Origin of the sequence: Flavobacterium petrolei (assembly GCF_003314435.2) — a bacterium.
Taxonomy (GTDB): domain Bacteria; phylum Bacteroidota; class Bacteroidia; order Flavobacteriales; family Flavobacteriaceae; genus Flavobacterium; species Flavobacterium petrolei.
Genome location: NZ_QNVY02000001.1, coordinates 46935 through 64670, shown reverse-complemented (window position 1 = coordinate 64670; position 17736 = coordinate 46935). Strand labels below are relative to the sequence as shown.

21 protein-coding genes are annotated in these 17736 nt (G+C 33.1%); 5 read left to right on the top strand and 16 right to left on the bottom strand.

Features of this window, described 5'->3' with window-relative positions; translation table 11 throughout:
- Window positions 1-241: 241 nt before the first annotated feature.
- The 4 genes from DR871_RS00290 to DR871_RS00275 form a co-directional block, all read right to left on the bottom strand.
- A complete protein-coding gene (locus tag DR871_RS00290) occupies window positions 242-694 on the bottom strand; it encodes a peptidase associated/transthyretin-like domain-containing protein (protein WP_113665366.1) in 453 nt (150 codons plus the stop codon).
- 275 nt (window positions 695-969) lie between these two features.
- Window positions 970-2052 (bottom strand): L-dopachrome tautomerase-related protein, encoded by a 1083-nt coding sequence (locus DR871_RS00285; RefSeq protein ID WP_113665368.1) that lies wholly within the window; start codon window positions 2050-2052, stop codon window positions 970-972.
- A 450-nt stretch (window positions 2053-2502) separates the two neighbouring features.
- On the bottom strand, window positions 2503-3063 hold the full coding sequence (locus DR871_RS00280; RefSeq protein WP_113665369.1) for a hypothetical protein: 561 nt from the start codon (window positions 3061-3063) through the stop codon (window positions 2503-2505).
- 128 nt (window positions 3064-3191) lie between these two features.
- The gene (locus tag DR871_RS00275; RefSeq protein WP_113665370.1) at window positions 3192-3515 is read right to left on the bottom strand and encodes a DUF3291 domain-containing protein; all 324 of its coding nucleotides are present in this window, start codon (window positions 3513-3515) and stop codon (window positions 3192-3194) included.
- Window positions 3516-3773: 258 nt separating this feature from the next.
- Here DR871_RS00275 and DR871_RS16595 point away from each other — a divergent pair, with 258 nt between their 5' ends.
- Window positions 3774-3902, top strand: coding sequence for a hypothetical protein (locus DR871_RS16595; RefSeq protein ID WP_256371165.1), 129 nt, complete (start codon window positions 3774-3776; stop codon window positions 3900-3902).
- A 565-nt stretch (window positions 3903-4467) separates the two neighbouring features.
- Here DR871_RS16595 and DR871_RS00270 read toward each other — a convergent pair.
- From DR871_RS00270 to DR871_RS00260, 3 genes are all read right to left on the bottom strand, one after another.
- Window positions 4468-5007 (bottom strand): hypothetical protein, encoded by a 540-nt coding sequence (locus DR871_RS00270; RefSeq protein WP_113665372.1) that lies wholly within the window; start codon window positions 5005-5007, stop codon window positions 4468-4470.
- A gap of 169 nt (window positions 5008-5176) precedes the next feature.
- Window positions 5177-6154, bottom strand: a complete 978-nt coding sequence (locus DR871_RS00265) for a hypothetical protein (RefSeq protein WP_113665373.1) — start codon at window positions 6152-6154, stop codon at window positions 5177-5179.
- A gap of 145 nt (window positions 6155-6299) precedes the next feature.
- The gene (locus DR871_RS00260; protein WP_113665374.1) at window positions 6300-7103 is read right to left on the bottom strand and encodes a hypothetical protein; all 804 of its coding nucleotides are present in this window, start codon (window positions 7101-7103) and stop codon (window positions 6300-6302) included.
- A 450-nt stretch (window positions 7104-7553) separates the two neighbouring features.
- Here DR871_RS00260 and prfA point away from each other — a divergent pair, with 450 nt between their 5' ends.
- Window positions 7554-8630 carry a peptide chain release factor 1 gene (prfA, locus tag DR871_RS00255; RefSeq protein ID WP_113665376.1) on the top strand — a complete coding sequence of 359 codons (1077 nt, stop codon included), beginning with the start codon at window positions 7554-7556 and terminating at the stop codon, window positions 8628-8630.
- A 79-nt stretch (window positions 8631-8709) separates the two neighbouring features.
- Here the strand turns inward: prfA and DR871_RS00250 are convergent, their stop codons facing one another.
- The 8 genes from DR871_RS00250 to DR871_RS00215 form a co-directional block, all read right to left on the bottom strand.
- Window positions 8710-9054 carry a hypothetical protein gene (locus DR871_RS00250; protein ID WP_113665377.1) on the bottom strand — a complete coding sequence of 115 codons (345 nt, stop codon included), beginning with the start codon at window positions 9052-9054 and terminating at the stop codon, window positions 8710-8712.
- Window positions 9055-9067: 13 nt separating this feature from the next.
- Entirely contained in the window at window positions 9068-9604 is a 537-nt protein-coding gene (locus DR871_RS00245) for a hypothetical protein (protein ID WP_113665378.1), read from the bottom strand.
- A gap of 84 nt (window positions 9605-9688) precedes the next feature.
- Window positions 9689-9985 carry a YtxH domain-containing protein gene (locus tag DR871_RS00240; protein WP_113665379.1) on the bottom strand — a complete coding sequence of 99 codons (297 nt, stop codon included), beginning with the start codon at window positions 9983-9985 and terminating at the stop codon, window positions 9689-9691.
- A 28-nt stretch (window positions 9986-10013) separates the two neighbouring features.
- Complete coding sequence (locus tag DR871_RS00235; protein ID WP_113665380.1) at window positions 10014-10157, bottom strand: lmo0937 family membrane protein; 144 nt, start codon at window positions 10155-10157, stop codon at window positions 10014-10016.
- Window positions 10158-10182: 25 nt separating this feature from the next.
- Window positions 10183-10821, bottom strand: a complete 639-nt coding sequence (locus tag DR871_RS00230) for a porin family protein (RefSeq protein ID WP_113665381.1) — start codon at window positions 10819-10821, stop codon at window positions 10183-10185.
- A gap of 352 nt (window positions 10822-11173) precedes the next feature.
- Window positions 11174-12964 carry a sensor histidine kinase gene (locus tag DR871_RS00225; RefSeq protein ID WP_113665382.1) on the bottom strand — a complete coding sequence of 597 codons (1791 nt, stop codon included), beginning with the start codon at window positions 12962-12964 and terminating at the stop codon, window positions 11174-11176.
- A gap of 1 nt (window position 12965) precedes the next feature.
- Window positions 12966-13412, bottom strand: coding sequence for a response regulator (locus DR871_RS00220; protein ID WP_113665383.1), 447 nt, complete (start codon window positions 13410-13412; stop codon window positions 12966-12968).
- A gap of 11 nt (window positions 13413-13423) precedes the next feature.
- Entirely contained in the window at window positions 13424-13987 is a 564-nt protein-coding gene (locus tag DR871_RS00215; protein ID WP_113665384.1) for a helix-turn-helix domain-containing protein, read from the bottom strand.
- Window positions 13988-14463: 476 nt separating this feature from the next.
- Here DR871_RS00215 and pyrF point away from each other — a divergent pair, with 476 nt between their 5' ends.
- Entirely contained in the window at window positions 14464-15303 is an 840-nt protein-coding gene (gene pyrF / locus DR871_RS00210) for an orotidine-5'-phosphate decarboxylase (protein WP_113665385.1), read from the top strand.
- A gap of 374 nt (window positions 15304-15677) precedes the next feature.
- Window positions 15678-16478: an ABC transporter substrate-binding protein gene (locus DR871_RS00205; RefSeq protein WP_165355291.1), complete on the top strand. Its 801-nt coding sequence runs from the start codon at window positions 15678-15680 to the stop codon at window positions 16476-16478.
- Here DR871_RS00205 and DR871_RS16360 read toward each other — a convergent pair.
- Window positions 16473-16622 carry a hypothetical protein gene (locus DR871_RS16360; RefSeq protein ID WP_165355290.1) on the bottom strand — a complete coding sequence of 50 codons (150 nt, stop codon included), beginning with the start codon at window positions 16620-16622 and terminating at the stop codon, window positions 16473-16475. The two genes, DR871_RS00205 and DR871_RS16360, sit on opposite strands and share 6 nt — an antisense overlap.
- 107 nt (window positions 16623-16729) lie before the next feature.
- Here DR871_RS16360 and DR871_RS00200 point away from each other — a divergent pair, with 107 nt between their 5' ends.
- Entirely contained in the window at window positions 16730-17515 is a 786-nt protein-coding gene (locus tag DR871_RS00200) for an alpha/beta fold hydrolase (RefSeq protein WP_113665386.1), read from the top strand.
- Window positions 17516-17736 lie beyond the last annotated feature (221 nt).

Sequence of the window (17736 nt, the reverse complement as noted above, 5' to 3'; positions counted from 1 at the left end):
GCTGTATTCCCGATTAATAAAATCTACGGCTGAAAAAGCCTTGTTTTTCTATATCGGGAGATGCCGCTATCATCAGGGCTAAAGATTTCGTTTTATTTTCATAATAACAAAAGAAAGAAACACTAGTGTCAGAGCAGGTCATTGCGAGGAACGAAGCAATCCCATCCAGTTTGTCTATTGTTCATACTCATGAGCACAAAATGCTACGGTAACACTTTAAAAAATCTTTATAATCAAGTACCTATTTGGATTTCATTTCTTTTACGCCTCCCTCACAGTTAATCAGAGGTCTGTCGTCTTCTGTTAAATAAAAATCAATAGTAATTTCTTTTTTATTTTTTAGATCAATAAAATTAGTTTGAATTGTTTTGTAGCCAATTGAAATTACTTCAATAAAAAAATTACTATACGTTGAATTTTCAGTCTTTATAGTATATTCTCCTTTTGATGAAACTTGAATTCTAATACATGGTGCGAGTACTGTTGCATTATTTAACGGTTTGCCTGTTTTGATATCGTACACTTTACCCGAGATGATTAATTCATTAGAATTTGGTATCGACTTTTCCTTGCTGTTGATAATTCTATATCCTCCTGCATTATAAGTGGGAATCAGATCCTTTTTAAAGGAAGAACAACTAACCAAAACCAATAGACAGGTAAGTATTACTGATAGAGAGATGTGTTTTTTCATGGTTTTAAATCCTGTAATTATTTCTAACTTGAAATTAGTTGCAGTTGAAAGCTAAGTTACTATGCGTAATTACATTTTAAAAACATCCAACCTTTGCGCAACTGTAGCTGTGGATTTGCAAGTTGTGAAAGTAGTGAAACGTATTCGCTTGATAAAAAAAATGGATCCGATTTTTCGGACCCATTTTAAATCATATCTTGAAACTAAAAACGAATGTTTGATAGCAGTAAACTTTATATCCGTTGCAAATACTGTATTTATCAAAGAATTTTTTACTATTCAGCTAATTTGATTTTGTTTAAAGTAAAAGTCAAATTTGAAATATCAGCAGTAACTTCATTTATTCTTGAGTTTGTAAAATACAAGTAGTTGTTATAAATACTAAATGTATCTGCCCATTTTATCTTGTCACCTTCTACCAAAGTGTGAATACTGCCATCTGGTTTTCGATACTGGATTTTATTGTTTTCTAAATCGGCAAAATATAAATTACCGTTTTGGTCAAATAGCATGCCATCTGGTGCGGCAGTTTTTGCCTCAAATCGAACGCTTTCCTGGATGTTTTTTTCGTCTTCAGAGTCAAGCATATTTGTTGCAATTGAATAAAGGCTATATCCTGTAAGAGCATGAAAATATAATCGGTCGTTTGCAGTGTCCAAGGCTATTCCATCTGAGTGAATAGTATTTTCCCATTTTTTGTCTCCAAATGTCAAAAAGCCTTGTTCGGCAGCTGTTGATTTGTGGTTGTCTAAAACTCTTCTGGAACGACCGGATTTAATGTCTAGGATGACAATACCAGAGTTTCCTGAGTCAGTAAGATAGATTTTTTGAGTTTTTTTATCTACCCTAAGATCGTTGATATAAGAATCAGGGTGGTAGCTGTTTTTATCTAGAATATAGGTTTTAACTAATTTATCAGTAGCTAAATCAAAAACAAAAATACGAGGTGCATCCAGGACATTTTCAAATAATTGACTTCTGGTGTCTAAAACATACAATTGGTTTTCAGAGGCAACTACTGATTGTACTCCAACAAATTTATTGGCTACAACTGGCTGTCCAATCTCCCAAGAATTCCAGTTTTCATCCGGATAGCTTTTTTGAACGGTATTGTTTGTTATTTCCACGACGGAATCATCAACTCCTTTTCTCCATCTCGGAAAGTTTACAAAAATACGCCCAGCATCAGTAACTGTAACTCCGGTAACTTGTTGCCCTTTGAAGGCAGCAACTGCTATCACTTGATTCGCTGTGCTGTCAACTTGTTGGTTTTTAACTTCGGCCGCTTTCTTGCTAGTTGTTTCTTTGCACGAAACAAAGAATGTAACTATTGAAAATATAAAAAGGATCTTTTTCATTTTAATTGGTTTTATCTGTGGGCGAATGGATTAAGTCATTTCGAGGAACGACGCAATCCCATTCCTATTATTTGTTGCTCGTTGTGTACACAGTTTGCAAAACTACGGTAACTCTTGTGAATATCCGAGTGATCCGGTTTATTTCCTAGCGACTTGTTTGAGTAATTGCGAGGAACGAAGCAATCCCATCTAGTTTGTCTATTATTTATTCGCTTCTCGTTGTGGGCACATTTTGCTGTATGTCGTTCTAACTTTAGCAAATTTTATTTCCCTGTGTTTATTGATTATTGGATGGCTACGAAGTCAGAGACTTCGCAGAGCAATCCCGATTATATTTTGTTGATACGACTTATTCATACTTCGTAGAGCTGGTAAAGTTATCGCGTTGCAAACGCTATGATTGTGCTCAAAATTTAAATTCATCCTACTTAGAAGAATAGTTTGTCCCTTTTAATATTGCCATCTTTTTACCTCTTCTCGAAATAGAAGTAAAGCTAATCCGGAAGTAAATACCATACAGCTGATTAACATTAGAAAACCATTATTCCAAATGAAGTAGGAAAGTCCAACAAAAGGACCGCCTATTACTACCATAAGAGTGCTTATTGGATTTGTTTTGATGAAGTTTAGCGCATGAGCAGCCAAACCTATAAAAAGTAAAGACGGACCAACAATAATAAATGGGTATAAGATTAATGGTGTATTACTTATTTGTTCTCTTAATTTTTCGCTGCCAATAGCATCATTACCAAAACTCCACATAATAAAATCAATTGTGCAAAGTCCGATATGAGCAATAATTCCTAGAGTTGTAATTACAGAAGCTACGGTGGTAATCTTGTTCTTGGGAAATACATTATTAAAAGAAAATAGTAACACAGCTCCAATTAAATTAAACCAATGCGCCAGATCAATATATTTTTGAGTGTTCAATGAAATAAGAGAAAAGAATACATAACTCGTAACGAAAAAAACGAGTCCTATTGCGCATAACGTTTTTGGTTTGACCATAATTTATTTAATGTGAATTATTGTTTTGCTTACTTAATTCTTACTATGAAGTCGGGAGACTTCGCAGAGCAATCCCGATTATATTTTGTTGATACGACTTATTCATACTTCGCAGAGCTGGCTTGAGATTAATTATTACCAAACAATTTCTTTGCTTCTTTCCAACGTATCAAATCCTCGTTTTGTGTGCGACGAGATTCAATTTTGGAGGAGAATTTTCCGGAGTGTTTCATCGCTGCCAGATGGGTGCCATTGTGATAAAAAGCGTTAATGTCATTTTCATTTTCCCATAACGTCATGGTGTACCAAACTCTCCCGTTCCAACTGCCGGCTACTTTGTGTTTTTTACAGTTGGCTTGTTGCAGCTCTGCTATGATTTGCCCATTGAACTTAAAAAAAGGAATCAGTTTTAGGTATGAATTTAACTCGATTTTAGTGATGGAAACTATCATTAGCTTTTATTTGTTAATGATAGGCTTATTTCATTGCGAGGAACGAAGCAATCCTATCCAGTTTGTCTATTATTTTATTTGCTTTTCGTTGTGGGAACAGTTTGCAAAACTGCGCTAACGATTATGGATATCCGAGCAATCGGGCTTTTAATTGTTGTTCTTTATTTATTTGACGATGCAATTTGCACAAACTTTGATGCAATATATAATATTCCAGGTCGGACGAATATATATAGTATTGCACTCACTAATGTTAATATGGATCCGATACCAGTTGGAAGTACAGCACCAAATGTAAATGTCATGCCAATAACGAAACCTAGAAGACATTCTGCCCGAAAAATTGGAAAGTACAGGGCTAATGGCAATAGTCCCAATATCATGTAACCCGATAAATCCGAATGGCCAAAAGTAAAAAAGACAGATAGCAGCACCCCGAATAATAAAGAACCAGTGAATCTGTAAAGTGTATGTTTTTGATAATTTGACGTTTCAGACCTTCCATTGTTATGACGAACAATTCTCTTTTGGATTCGGTACAAAAGAAACCAAGTTAAAAAAGGAAGTAGCAGTCCACCCCACCAATTAGAGATTTCCGGTAAGTCTTTATCGTTCAAAATATGGTGACTTGGCACACCTCCATGATAATAATTCCAGGCTAAAAGTGTCCATATGGCAATTGTTACAATTCCTGTGAAATATATACGGATCTTAAAAAACATTTTCTCGTCCATAAAAACTGATTATGATTGTCTACTTAGTTGATTCAGTTACTAGGAATTTTTAGCCTGACGTTCTCGCGAAACAAGCAATTTGAGACTAAATTAAGCCTTGTTTTTGGATTTGTCACCTGAGCGATAGCGAACAGGCGAAGCAAATCATCCCAAATATAAAACCATTTTTCCATTAAGCCAATACCTAAATCCGTTGTAGTAATTTTTGGTAATTGGTTCTACAATTTAATTGTTATATAGTATTCTGTTATTCTCAATAGTACAAAACAAATAAAAGCAATAGCTAATTTGATTATAAATTTATTTTTTGGTTGTTGAGGTGTATTGAGATTCATTAAAGCCTTTATGCTTTGAATAACTTTATCTTTATTTAGCCATAAAATCATTAGAAGTAACACTTGGTATAGAATAGCTGCTTTCAATGCTCCAAGATGCACTTCGAAATATATGTCTTGTAAAATTACATTTACAAGTATAGTAGATGTGAACAAACAACCAATAATTCTAGTTCTTTTCATTAAAATTAATGTTCCTCCAATTATTTCAAAAAGTCCTAAAGTTAATGCATATGATTTGGAGTAACCATAAAAAGCCCACATCAATTCCATTCCAGTCATTTCTGAAACAGTTTTGTTAATTTCAGAAGCTCCATCAAATTGTACTATTTTACCTCCACCATAAACAAAAAGTGCAAATACTACAATCCAACTAATTGCATTTTCAAAAATTTCTATTTTATCTTTTCTGTCGAATTTCATTCTTATGTTTTTCTTTTAGCTTGCTGCCCAAAGGCTATCGCGAGTTAAGTCATTGCAAGGAACGAAGCAATCCCATCCAGTTTGTTTATTATTTTATGTGCTTCTCTTTGTGGGCACAGTTTGCAAAACTGCGCTAACGATTGTGGATATGCGCGCGATCGGGGTAAAATTATTCAAATATGTTAAAATCAATAGCTTGAGTGATTTTTAAATTCATGGCGTTGTCATTCCAATATTTTTTAAATAAATCAATGTTTTTGGTATTTAGTGTTAAAAAATACTCTGGAGATATACACCAAGTTTCAATTTTTGTTGCTAAAAGATCATTTAGTTTTATTTCAAATTCTTTTTGGTTTATATTTTTCCATGATGTGATGTAATTCATTATCCACTCATCTTTTTTTAGTTTATGATATCCAATAATCAAAGTCAGTTTGTTATTTTGTGGAATTAAATTGATAAAAATATAATTTAAAATATTTGCAGAATTCATTAGTACTTCTAATTTATGAACTTCAGGATTTATTGGCGAATATACAGCGGAAACACTTACAGGGATAAAATCAAATTCCATTTTTTCAAAAACATAATTTTTATTGTTTTCGGGATCAATAATAGCTTTTTCAAATTCTGTCTTAAACCAGTCCATGTCATTTATGCCCATGGTGTTTGCTTCAATTTGCATTTTTGCCATTTCCAATAAAGGACCTCTAAATGCAAAGTGACTCGAATCTTTTACTCTATGAAATATGTCGACATTAATTATCTTCTTTCTCATTTCGGCACATAATGCACGATATGAAAATAACAATTGACTAATGTATAAATTTAAATTTAACTCTTCTTTTTCAATCGGAGCAAATACATGCGTGTCGTGAAAGTTACAGAATAATGGATATGACATTGCACTATTTATTCCCACAGATTTAATATCTAATAATCCACTTTCGTCTATTGAAAAAAAATCTTTGCTTTTAATCTGTATGACATGATTATTTGAACTGATTAGATTTAAAATCCCGTTTTTCTGTAAAACATGTGAATTAATAGCATTATCAGAACAAAGTAAGCATTCATGTTTTTTACTGTGTGCGCTTTTAAATATAGATTGTAAATTTTTGAAATCTTCTTGTGTTTTCTTATCCATAATTGCTCTAAATTTATTACTGCTAACGTTCTGTTAATACAGCAGGTTTGGGACTAAATTAAGCCCTATGTTCGGATTTGCCAAATCTCCCCAAATACTAGACCAACGTTCCAAATCCGTCGTAATACCTGTTAGCATTTGAGTTTTATTTCCAATTGTTCCAACCTTCATGCATGTTAAGTTTGAATTCTTTATCTAAAATAACATTCTTAGTTAACTCCGAATATTCATTCACAATTATTTGCGCAGTAAGAAATTGAACAATCATTAATAAAGACATTACAGATTCTTCCATCGCTTTATTTTTTTGTTCATAAATTATAACCATTCCAAGACCATGAACAAATGCTGAAAAATGCTTTTGAATTGTTTCGCTAAAAGGTTTTGGAATTTTTGCAATATTATATAATTCATACCAATTATAATATGATTTATTTTTTGCACTTATAACACTTTGAAATTTCCAATTATATTTAGCTATGTCATTTTGGCTAGTAATATTTTGTAAATTTTCAGAAACGATTTTTGCTTTTAGTTTAGTTATAATTCTCTTATCGTGATTAATTAGACTTTCTTTCTCATTTCGATGTTGTAGTGTCAATTGATGTTCAATTCCTTCGTGAAAACTTTTAACTGACTCAGATCTTACTGAAATTGAATCGAGTAAATACAGATAGTATCGTAAATTTTGTTCCTCTTTTGTTGAATATGAAGATAAAAGAAACAATATTGAATAATTGTCAATTATCATTCTGCCAAGAGTTATGAGTGGTTGAGTTTTTGCACCGGACATAGCTAAATGTTTAAGTAAATCAAGATTTGAATATAGATTAACAACCAAATAATATATTCCTATTTCTCTATCTAATCTATCAAGATTTGAGTTTTCAAGTTCTTTTAAAGGAACAATAAGTTTTAGTAATTCTTGTAAACTGAAATCGTAATTCATTTGATAGGTTTCTCAATTTTGTAACATGAATGCTAACTAATATATAATACTGACAACATCATACATGTCATCGCAAAATTGGATAGATATGTATGATAAACATCAGAGCCTAGTTATTTTCAAATATATAATTTTTTTCCGAAAATACTGATAAAAAATCTTCAAGTTTAAATCTCAATTCAAAACTAACTTCTTTCCTTCCAGTAATATTACGGAAAACCGTAAATGCAATTATTTTAACACAAATGCCATAGCCCTGATGGAAGGGAAAATCCTTTTTTGATAAAACGCGAAGCAAGTTTTATAAAAAAGATTGGAATGAGAGCAGGAAACAGCTCCTGATTGCCACACAATTCTTTTCTCATTGTTCGCAATGACAATCTAAATTGCGAACCTTGCAAACTGAATACTTTTTTCGTAATTTTGCAGTCTAAATAAAGGACTAAGAAAATGTTAGATAGACTTCAAATAGTAAAACAACGTTTCGATGAGATTTCGGATTTGATTATTCAGCCGGATGTAATCTCGGATCAGAAGCGTTATGTGCAATTGAATCAAGAGTACAAAAGTTTAAAAGCTTTGGCTGAAAAGCGCGATGAATACGTTATTTTGATGGCGAATATCGATGAAGCAAACGAAATAATTGCTGATAACAGTGATGCAGATATGACCGAAATGGCCAAAATGCAACTCGACGAAGCCAAGGGAAGATTGCCGGAACTAGAGGATGAAATCAAGTTTATGTTGATTCCGAAAGACGAGGAAGATGCCAAGAACGTGATGGTCGAGATTCGCGCCGGAACGGGTGGGGATGAAGCGAGTATTTTTGCGGGAGATTTGTTCCGTATGTACACAAAATATTGTGAAAACAGAGGTTGGAGAACTTCTGTGGTAGATATGAATGAAGGTACTTCGGGTGGTTTCAAAGAGGTGATTTTTGAAGTTACCGGTGAGGATGTTTACGGAACTTTGAAGTTTGAAGCTGGTGTGCACCGTGTGCAACGTGTACCGCAAACCGAAACGCAAGGACGTGTTCACACATCAGCAGCGACAGTTATGGTTCTTCCGGAAGCGGAGGAATTTGACGTACAAATTGATATGAATGATGTGCGTGTGGATTTCTTTTGTTCGTCAGGACCTGGTGGACAATCGGTAAATACTACGAAATCGGCGGTTCGTTTGACCCACATTCCTACCGGATTGGTAGCACAATGTCAGGATCAGAAATCGCAACATAAAAATAAAGACAAAGCTTTTGGTGTTTTGCGTTCTCGTTTGTACGAACAAGAATTAGCTAAAAAGCAAGCCGAAGATGCAACAAAACGTACCTCACAAGTAAGTTCTGGTGACCGTTCAGCAAAAATCCGTACCTATAATTATGCTCAAGGTCGTGTTACTGATCATAGGGTAGGAATGGATGTTTTTGATATGGACGGTGTAATGAATGGTAAAATTCAAAAATTGATTGATGAGCTTCAATTGGTAAATAACATGGAGAAATTAAAAGAAGCCAGCGAGGCTTTCTAACAAACCAGAATGCTACAAAACCAAAAACCAGCGAAAAGAAATTTTCCGCTGGTTTTTTTGCATCCATAACTAACCAATATTATTTTTCTAAAAGGTTTGCGCCTTTTAAAATTCCTTTTTGTTGCCGAATAGAATTCCTGAACGCTTCATATTTGGCGGTTGCGGAATCAATTTTGGCATCAAAGGCCGCTGTATCTTCTAAGTCGTCAATCGTGCTATTGAGTTCCGTGGATTGTTTCTCGAAATATTTTTCAATAGTGGACCAATTTGCCGCTGCATCAGCAGTAGTTTTTTGGGTAACCGAATCAATAAAGCGAATGTATTTATTTGTAACCAATTCGGCTTTCTTTTCCTTTTCACTTTGACACGAGGTAAAAGTGATTGTCAGGAAAAAAAAACCGAATAGTACTAGTGCATTTTTCATTTTGGGTTTTTTCTTATAATTTGAAACCGTATGCTAATCGAAGCGATATTTGTCCTAAACCATCTTTAGCTACGTCGTTTTTAACAACTGGAAAGTCATTAAAGTGTTCGTATCGCAAACTGATGTCAATTTTATCCGTAGCATATCCAATGGATGGGCTCAATAACAAAGAGGTATCATTGTATCCGTTTGTAACTGCAAATGCAGCACCAACTTCTCCCATTAAATACAATTGGTCTTTAAGGACAAAAGCTTTGAAACCGGCTTTTGCAGGAATGTAACCCAAGTCATTATTGTCACCTGACACAAACATATTGCTGAATCCTGTGGTTAGGGTCAGCGAATATTTTTGGGATAAATCATACTGAAGTCTTGCATCGGCACCCAAACTGAAATCGTACGGATTGTCAAGAGGAAGTCCTCCGTTGATTCCAACTCCAAGACGAAATCCCTGATCGTAATTTTGTACTTCCTGCGCACTTGTCGTCGCTATTCCTAATACGATAGCTAACGTTGTGAAAACTGTTTTGATATTGAATGTGTTTTTCATAATAATTTACTTTAATGAATAAATTTTTGAGCTTAATTTTTGAATTATACCTTTTATACATTTCCGCTGAACGGAAGTTGTCTCTTAAAGCGTTGGCTTATTGATGTTTTTCAAGTTGTCTGCATTTGCAATTTCTGCCTTAATGACCTCCTTTGTATTTCCTAACAATTGTTGGGATTCGTTTTTGAGATCATTTATTGTTTGCGAAATCACATTGGATAATTTATCCGATGAATCTTTAAGCGACTCTGCTAAGTCCGTGCTTTTATCCACGATTTTCTTTCTGGTTTCGCAACCTTTTGCCGGAGCAAATAGTATTCCTAATACCGCTCCTACTGCTAATCCTCCAAGTATTCCTAATGCTATATTGTTATTTTTCATGGCTTTATTTTTTTAAAATTTAAATTATTTATCCTCTTATTACTCGCAGTAAAATGGCTATTACTGCTATGATCAATAAAATATGAATCATGCTGCCCACGCTGTAAACGAAGAATCCTAACGCCCAAAGGATTACGAGCACCACTGCAACTGCGTATAATAGATTTGACATGATGTTATTGAATTACTGTTTAGTATTAAAATTTTATCGCTGCGTATATACTCAAAACGCTGTTTTTAGAATCTGGAAAAGTGTATGTTTGTCCAAGAACTGTTCTTTCTTTTCCAACAGTGCTTAGTCCGTAATTATATCGGGCACCTATTCCAAAGCTGTCAAAATCAAATCCAACTCCTGCAGCTACACCGAAATCAAATTTATTTAAGTCGTCTTCATTAACATTTTCTTCAAAGTTGTACGATCCATTTGTGGATTCGTTGGTGATTTTTGAGTTTACCAGAAATGCTGCGTAAGGTCCAAATTGAACATTGAAATTCTTTGTAAGATTTGCTTTCAACAATACAGGAACTTCAATGTAGTTCAGTCTGAATTTTCCTGTTCCCTCAGCAAAGGCGTTGTTGTATTGCAGTTCCGCTCCTTTTGTAGTGTAACTAACTTCTGGTTGCAATGATAGGCTTGAAGTTAAAGGAAGTTGTGCGAATAAACCAATATTGAAACCGGCTAAAACATTTTCGTCATCAACATCTTCTGTATATAAATTGGACATGTTCAAACCTCCTTTTATTCCCAATGATGCGCCACTTTCTTGTGCTTGAATTGCATTTGCAGCTCCTAATGTTACTAAAACAACGGCTAAGACTCTCTTTAAATTTTTCATCTTTGTATATTTTTAATTGTTTGTTTCTGTTTTACAAAGATGCGATGGCGATTGCAATTGCATGTTACATCAATTTCGAATATTGTTACAGAATTTAAATGTGGCATTATAGAATTTGGTTTTTTATCAAGCAATACCGGCAATAACAATTAGTTTTAGAGTGGGTTCAGTCGTGTTTAGAAGATGATGGATGATATTTTGAAAATAAATATCGAATGTGTTGATTATTGAGTTTTTATATAAAAAAAAAATACTTTTACAAAACCAAAATAGGTACGTAAAAGTATTTGATAATAGGTTTCCTTAAAAATTTAAGGAGAACGTAGTATTTTCAGAAGAAGGGAATGGTTTTTTATTCAGCAGGAATATAAATAGTAAATGTGGCTCCTTCATTAAGTTCAGCATTCGCTACGATAAATCCCTTGTGGTTTTCTACTATTTTTTTACAGATTGCTAAACCAATTCCTGTTCCTGCGTATTCATTTTTGTTGTGCAGTCGGTTAAAAAGAATAAAAATCTTTTTAGCATATTCTTGTTCAAAGCCTATACCGTTGTCCTCGATAGTAATTTTGTAATATTTAGCATTGTTATTGTTGTTAGGAAGAAAATTATCTTCCTGCGCACTGATTAGCGTCGAATTTATTTTAATAACTGGCGCGACATCTTGTTTGCTATATTTTAATGAGTTGCTGATAAGATTAATGAATAACTGCTGTATTTGGAAAGGAATTACATGCAGGGTAGGCAGGGTGTTGCTTTCTATGATTCCATTTTTCTCCTCAATGACTTGAGCTAATTCTTGTTTTGCATTATCTAATAAGGAATTCAAATTAGCCTCTTCAAAAACTTTTTCAGCTTTATTAGTTCGGGAGAATTGTAATAAATCTTCAATAAGAACGCGCATTCTTTTTGCTGAAGATTGAATGCTGGAAACGTATTGCTGACCGGATTTAGATAAATTATCATAATCTTTACTCACTAGTCTGGAAAGAAAAGTTTCTATTTTTCTTAGCGGTTCCTGTAAGTCATGACTGGCAATATAATTGAATGCGGTAAGTTCTTTATTGTTGCTTTCCAGTTCTCTATTACGTTCCTCAATAAAATTTTGAGCATACATCTCTTCGGTTACATCGCTGGTAGTTCCGATGTGTGTTTTCTCACCAGAAGCAACGGTTACAACCCTCCCCAAAGCTCTAAAATATCTGACTTCACCATCTTTTCGTATAATTCTATAGGTAAAAGGCGGCAATATAGAGTCGGTAGGAATAATATTTGCATTATCAATTACGTGTTGTAGATCATCAGGATGCACAAATTTATAAAACTCTTCCACACTTGCTGTGAAGGACTGCGGCTCGCATCCTAATAATCGGTATTCGTTATCAGAGAAAGTGTATTCATGAGTCTCAAGATTGTATTGCCAACTTCCAAAACCTCCTACAATTTCTGCCAGTTTACTGGCTTCAATCGCAACAGAAAGAGTATTTATAGTGCTTTTTAGGATGATTAAATCCCGGTTCATTTTGATAAAAGCAATTGTGATTAAAATAAGCGTAACTATTAGCGTTAAATAGATGAGTAAAGGCGTATAATTCATTGTAGATTCATACTCTTTTTGTCTGTTATTCAGTAGGTTTTTTTGGGCAATCATCATGTCTTCTATCTTCAATCTAATAGAATCCATAGCCTGTTTACCTATTAAAAGATTAGAAACTAATTGTTTTTCATCATAATTTTTCTGCTCTGTGAGGTATAAGGTTTTTGAGAGGTAATTTTGCCTTTTATTAATAAAAAACAATAACTTTTTTAGATTTGCCTGCTGTGTTCTGCTATTCTTAGTAAGTTTAGATACTTCGTTAAAAGATTTCTTAACTAAATTTTTTGATTTTAGGTAGGGTTCCAGAAACTTTTTGTCCCGAGTTAGGATATAACCTCTTTGACCGGTTTCAGCATCTTTTATGAATGAAATCAAGCGTTCAAGTTCAGTATTCACTTCATGACTATTACTTACATAATTGGACGATTTTTTTAAAACCGTAATATGTTTGAAAGTAATACCGCCAATAAAAAATATTACTGCAACAGAAATAATAAAAATTATTTTTAAAAAAAGCGGTGATTTGTGAAGTTGCAAATAATTCATTTTACATTCTCATTAAAAAATTATCTTTATTCAGGCCAGAGGTATGGTATTGCCAATTGATGGTCACTACTTCTGAAAGGATTTTTTTTAAATTATCGAAATCATTTGGTTTCTTAATGTAGATATTGGCACCGTTTATAAACGTTTCTTCAATATGCTCTTCAGATGATGAAGTAGAATAGATGGCTATTGCAATGTCATTCAGTTTTTCGTTCTTTTTAATTTCCAATAGACATTCAACTCCATTCTTTTTTGGCATGTTTAAATCCAGAAACAAAACGTTTGGCAAAACAGAATCTTCATGATTAAGATAATTCATTAACTCAACACCATCGTTGAAGGTGCTCACTTTGGTGTTTATTTTTAATTCTTCAAATGCATCCGTAAAAAACAATCTGTCATCTTCGTCATCGTCTGCAAGGCAAATATTTATAAAATCAGTAGTCATATACTATTGGTTTAATTGTTGTTTTTATTGGATAATTCTCTTCGTTTCGAAATAATGCGCTGGAAAGCAGAAGGCGTCATTCCAGTGGTATGCTTAAATTGCGTGCTTAAATGTGCTACACTAGAATAATTCAACTGGATAGAAATTTCAGTCAAATTAAGTGGCGTGTTGATCATCAATTGTTTCGCTAATTCTATTTTTTGAATAATGATAAAATTTTCAATAGAAGTATAGGTTACTTCAGAAAAAACATTGGACAAATAGGCATAACTAAGATTTAATTTATCCGCAATATACACGGAGCTTTTTATGTTTAACGGCTTATCACTGTTGACCATTTCAACGATAGCGTCTTTTATTTTTTGAACCAAAACACTTTTCTGGTTTTCAACTATTTCTATGCCATATTCTTTAAAAACAGCAGTGATTTCAGCTACTTTTTCAGAGGGTATTTTTTCTAAAAAATTAAATTCACCAAAACCGATAATATTAAATTTATATCCTAATTCGGATAGCTTTTCTTGAACAATTTTTTTTGTCAGTTGAGCATAGTCAAACTTCAAATATACTTTCATAAATATTTTTGTTTAAGGGTAAAGATATAAAAAGGTTGCTTTCAAATTCATCTTGAGTTTTAGAGAAAATTGAATTTAAAAACCGAAAAGGGTTATAAGTAAAATTTTGTGCCAGTTTTTTTGTAACTAAATTTTATATTTTTATTGATTATTAATGTTTTACATGATCATTTTCTTGTTTTTAAGCTATGATGATAAAATTTGAAAACATTCAACAATAGTTAATTTTGTGTTTTTTTTAACAGTAGTGAAATTTAAAAAGCAATCAATTGATACTGATTTTTGTCAGTAAAAATTCTCTCGAGTATACTTGTTTTGTATTTAATAACGGGGTTTTAAATATTTTTTATTTCCTCTTCATAAATTCCATTGCAACGGATTATACCTGCAATGTTCTAAAGAATTCAAATATTGTTTTAGGATTATAAGTGATATTGATTCTATGTTCGTAATTTTGCGCCACAACTACAGATAAAATGACAACACAAAAATTAATTCAACAAATACAACTCAAAAAATCCTTCCTATGTGTAGGTTTAGATGTTGATTTGAACAAAATTCCAAAGCATTTATTAGAATTGGAAGATCCTATTTTCGAATTCAATAAAGCAATTATTGATGCCACACATGACCTAACGGTCTCCTATAAACCCAATACCGCTTTTTATGAAGCGTACGGTATAAAAGGGTGGATGTCACTTCAAAAAACTATTAACTATATCAACGAAAAATATCCTGATATCTTCACTATAGCTGATGCAAAACGCGGTGATATTGGAAATACATCGTCAATGTATGCGAAAGCTTTCTTTGAAGATTTAAATTTTGACAGTGTTACCGTTGCGCCTTACATGGGCAAAGATTCGGTAGAGCCTTTTCTGGCTTTCGAAAATAAGCATACGATTATGTTGGCTTTGACTTCTAATGAAGGTGCATTCGACTTTCAGACGTTGAATTTTTCCGACGCTTCGGGAGGAAAAGAATTGTACAAACAGGTGTTAGAAACGTCTAAAACATGGAAAAACAGTGAAAACCTGATGTATGTTGTAGGCGCTACCAAAGCGGAATACTTCACTGAAATCCGTAAAATTGTTCCAGATAGTTTCTTACTTGTTCCCGGAGTTGGTGCGCAAGGCGGAAGTCTTGCTGAAGTATCTAAATACGGAATGAACTCCAATGTTGGGTTACTGATCAATTCCTCAAGAGCAATTATTTATGCTTCAAATGAAACTGATTTTGCTGAAAAGGCTAGAGGAGAAGCGTTGAAAATGCAACAGGAAATGGAAGAGATAATGAGTTTAAAGTTTAAAGTTTAAAGTTTCAGGTTGCCCAACTTTGAACATTAAACCTTTAAGTTTTTGTCAGCACGAAATGTTATTACTACTCCACAATTCTCAGAACCATTAAGACATTAAGTTTCTTTAAGAAATACTTTAAAGCTTAATTTCTTAATTGCAAAAAAAGCACAATATAGTAGTTAACCATGTAAGCCATATTAGGACATATAAGATAAACGATTCGAAGATTTCGCAACTTAAATGAACTTATATGGCTTATATGTTTTAAATTTTATTTTGGAGCTAACTTGTATTTATTGACAGTATGTAAAAAAACTGAACTTTTCTTAATTTCTTAATGGTTAAAAAGCTGCTAATTTATGTTTTAATAATATGAACTTTAAACTATAAACTTGAAACAAAAAAATCTAATCGATCAAATAGGAACAACTCATTCATTTGAAACGTCTCCAAAACGTATTATTTCATTAGTTCCCTCTCAAACCGAATTACTTTATGATTTAGGTTTGGAAGACCGAATTGTTGGGATTACCAAATTCTGTGTGCATCCGTATCATTTTAAGTCTGTTAAGAAAATCGTTGGCGGAACCAAAAAAGTTCATTTTGAGAAAATCAGATTGCTGCAACCGGATATTATCATTTGTAATAAAGAGGAAAACACTCAAGAAATAGTAGAAGAACTACGTAAAATCTGTGCAGTTTGGGTGACAAATATCATCACGATTGAAGATAATTTTCAAATGATAACCGACTTTGGTCAACTCTTTAATTGCAGAACCGAATCGCAGAAATGGAACGACAAATTGGCTTTTGCCTTTAGCGATTTTAAAAATTTCATCAAAGATAAACCAGTTAAAAAGGCAGCGTATTTCATTTGGAAAAATCCTTTTATGGTTGCTGGTTCTGATAATTTCATCAATGAATTACTGAAACTGAACCACTTTCAGAATATTTATGACAACAAAGGGCGTTATCCGGAAATCGAACTCAAAAAAATGCGTTTAGAGGGCGATCCGGATTTTGTTTTCCTTTCTTCAGAGCCGTACCCTTTCAAAGAGGAAGATGCTTTTGAAATAGGTCGTTTTACGCATCATGCAAAAACGGTTTTTGTAGATGGTGAAATGTTTTCCTGGTACGGAAGCCGATTGCTAAAAGCGTTTGATTATTTTAAAAAAATGCATCAAAAATTATAATTCGCATTCCTCTAAAATTAATTCTTCCGGAGTTTCAGTGGGATTTATAGGGTTTTTTTCGAGGTCGAAATTAAATTTCGCAAGTATTTGGTATTCTTTTTTAAGTTTTTCTATTTCACTTTTCTCTTTCAATAATCCAATCATCGGTGTAATTTTTTTGCAAATTTACGGCATACAATTATAAAAAACGCACTATTTTTTGTTAAGATTGGGATTTAAAATTAAAGTCCTATTTTTACAAAAAAAAATACGTGATCAATTATACCATATACGAAAATAAAAACAGTGATCAGTGGGTAACTTTTGTTCATGGTGCCGGAGGAAGTTCGTCTATCTGGTTTAAGCAAATTCGCGATTTCAAGAAACAATATAATGTATTGTTATTGGATTTGCGGGGTCACGGGGAATCAAAACCCACTTTGAAGACGGCTTTCAAACAGAAATATACTTTTTCGGCTTTGGCCAATGATATTCTGGAAGTCTTAGATTTTCTTAAAATAAAAAAATCACATTTCGTTGGTATTTCATTGGGTACTATTCTCATCAGACAATTGGCTGAAATGTATCCGGAACGCGTGCAAAGCATGATTCTGGGTGGTGCAATACTGAAAATGAATTTCCGTTCTCAAGTATTGATGCGATTAGGAAATATGTTTAAATATGTTTTGCCTTATTTGGTTTTATACAAGTTTTTTGCCTTTGTGATTATGCCTAAAAAAAGTCATAAGCAATCACGTGTCCTTTTTATCAATGAGGCCAAGAAGTTATACCAAAAAGAATTTATAAAGTGGTTTAAACTCACAGCTGAAATAAATCCCGTGCTGAAATGGTTCCGTCAGGTAGAATTGAATATTCCTACGCTTTATGTAATGGGTGAGGAGGATTATATGTTTTTACCTTCGGTGCGTAAAGTAGTGGAGAATCATTATAAATCATCGAAACTCTTCGTAATAGAAAACTGTGGACACGTAGTCAATGTGGAACAACCTAATGCTTTCAATGATGCGGTTCTGTCTTTTATAAATACAACTAAATAAAAAATGCCTGCACTATGAATGCAGGCAATTCTTTAACTAACCAAAACCAAAATAATAAATAACCAGTTTATTACTCTGCAAAGATCACACTTAAGGAAACGTTTTGCTGTTAAGATTTTGTTATTACTTTGTTGCACATAAGTTAAGATTTTTTACACTTTTTATTCTTTACAATTAATTCCAGTTTCAAAAGATTGTATTGGTGTATGGTTGACAATATT

Excerpts from the sequence above, each read along its gene's own strand:
- DR871_RS00290 (WP_113665366.1), bottom strand. The coding sequence starts at position 694 with ATGAAAAAACACATCTCTCTATCAGTAATACTTACCTGTCTATTGGTT.
- DR871_RS00285 (WP_113665368.1), bottom strand. The coding sequence starts at position 2,052 with ATGAAAAAGATCCTTTTTATATTTTCAATAGTTACATTCTTTGTTTCG.
- DR871_RS00280 (WP_113665369.1), bottom strand. The coding sequence starts at position 3,063 with ATGGTCAAACCAAAAACGTTATGCGCAATAGGACTCGTTTTTTTCGTT.
- DR871_RS00275 (WP_113665370.1), bottom strand. The coding sequence starts at position 3,515 with ATGATAGTTTCCATCACTAAAATCGAGTTAAATTCATACCTAAAACTG.
- DR871_RS16595 (WP_256371165.1), top strand. The coding sequence starts at position 3,774 with ATGGATCCGATACCAGTTGGAAGTACAGCACCAAATGTAAATGTCATG.
- DR871_RS00270 (WP_113665372.1), bottom strand. The coding sequence starts at position 5,007 with ATGAAATTCGACAGAAAAGATAAAATAGAAATTTTTGAAAATGCAATT.
- DR871_RS00265 (WP_113665373.1), bottom strand. The coding sequence starts at position 6,154 with ATGGATAAGAAAACACAAGAAGATTTCAAAAATTTACAATCTATATTT.
- DR871_RS00260 (WP_113665374.1), bottom strand. The coding sequence starts at position 7,103 with ATGAATTACGATTTCAGTTTACAAGAATTACTAAAACTTATTGTTCCT.
- prfA (WP_113665376.1), top strand. The coding sequence starts at position 7,554 with ATGTTAGATAGACTTCAAATAGTAAAACAACGTTTCGATGAGATTTCG.
- DR871_RS00250 (WP_113665377.1), bottom strand. The coding sequence starts at position 9,054 with ATGAAAAATGCACTAGTACTATTCGGTTTTTTTTTCCTGACAATCACT.
- DR871_RS00245 (WP_113665378.1), bottom strand. The coding sequence starts at position 9,604 with ATGAAAAACACATTCAATATCAAAACAGTTTTCACAACGTTAGCTATC.
- DR871_RS00240 (WP_113665379.1), bottom strand. The coding sequence starts at position 9,985 with ATGAAAAATAACAATATAGCATTAGGAATACTTGGAGGATTAGCAGTA.
- DR871_RS00235 (WP_113665380.1), bottom strand. The coding sequence starts at position 10,157 with ATGTCAAATCTATTATACGCAGTTGCAGTGGTGCTCGTAATCCTTTGG.
- DR871_RS00230 (WP_113665381.1), bottom strand. The coding sequence starts at position 10,821 with ATGAAAAATTTAAAGAGAGTCTTAGCCGTTGTTTTAGTAACATTAGGA.
- DR871_RS00225 (WP_113665382.1), bottom strand. The coding sequence starts at position 12,964 with ATGAATTATTTGCAACTTCACAAATCACCGCTTTTTTTAAAAATAATT.
- DR871_RS00220 (WP_113665383.1), bottom strand. The coding sequence starts at position 13,412 with ATGACTACTGATTTTATAAATATTTGCCTTGCAGACGATGACGAAGAT.
- DR871_RS00215 (WP_113665384.1), bottom strand. The coding sequence starts at position 13,987 with ATGAAAGTATATTTGAAGTTTGACTATGCTCAACTGACAAAAAAAATT.
- pyrF (WP_113665385.1), top strand. The coding sequence starts at position 14,464 with ATGACAACACAAAAATTAATTCAACAAATACAACTCAAAAAATCCTTC.
- DR871_RS16360 (WP_165355290.1), bottom strand. The coding sequence starts at position 16,622 with ATGATTGGATTATTGAAAGAGAAAAGTGAAATAGAAAAACTTAAAAAA.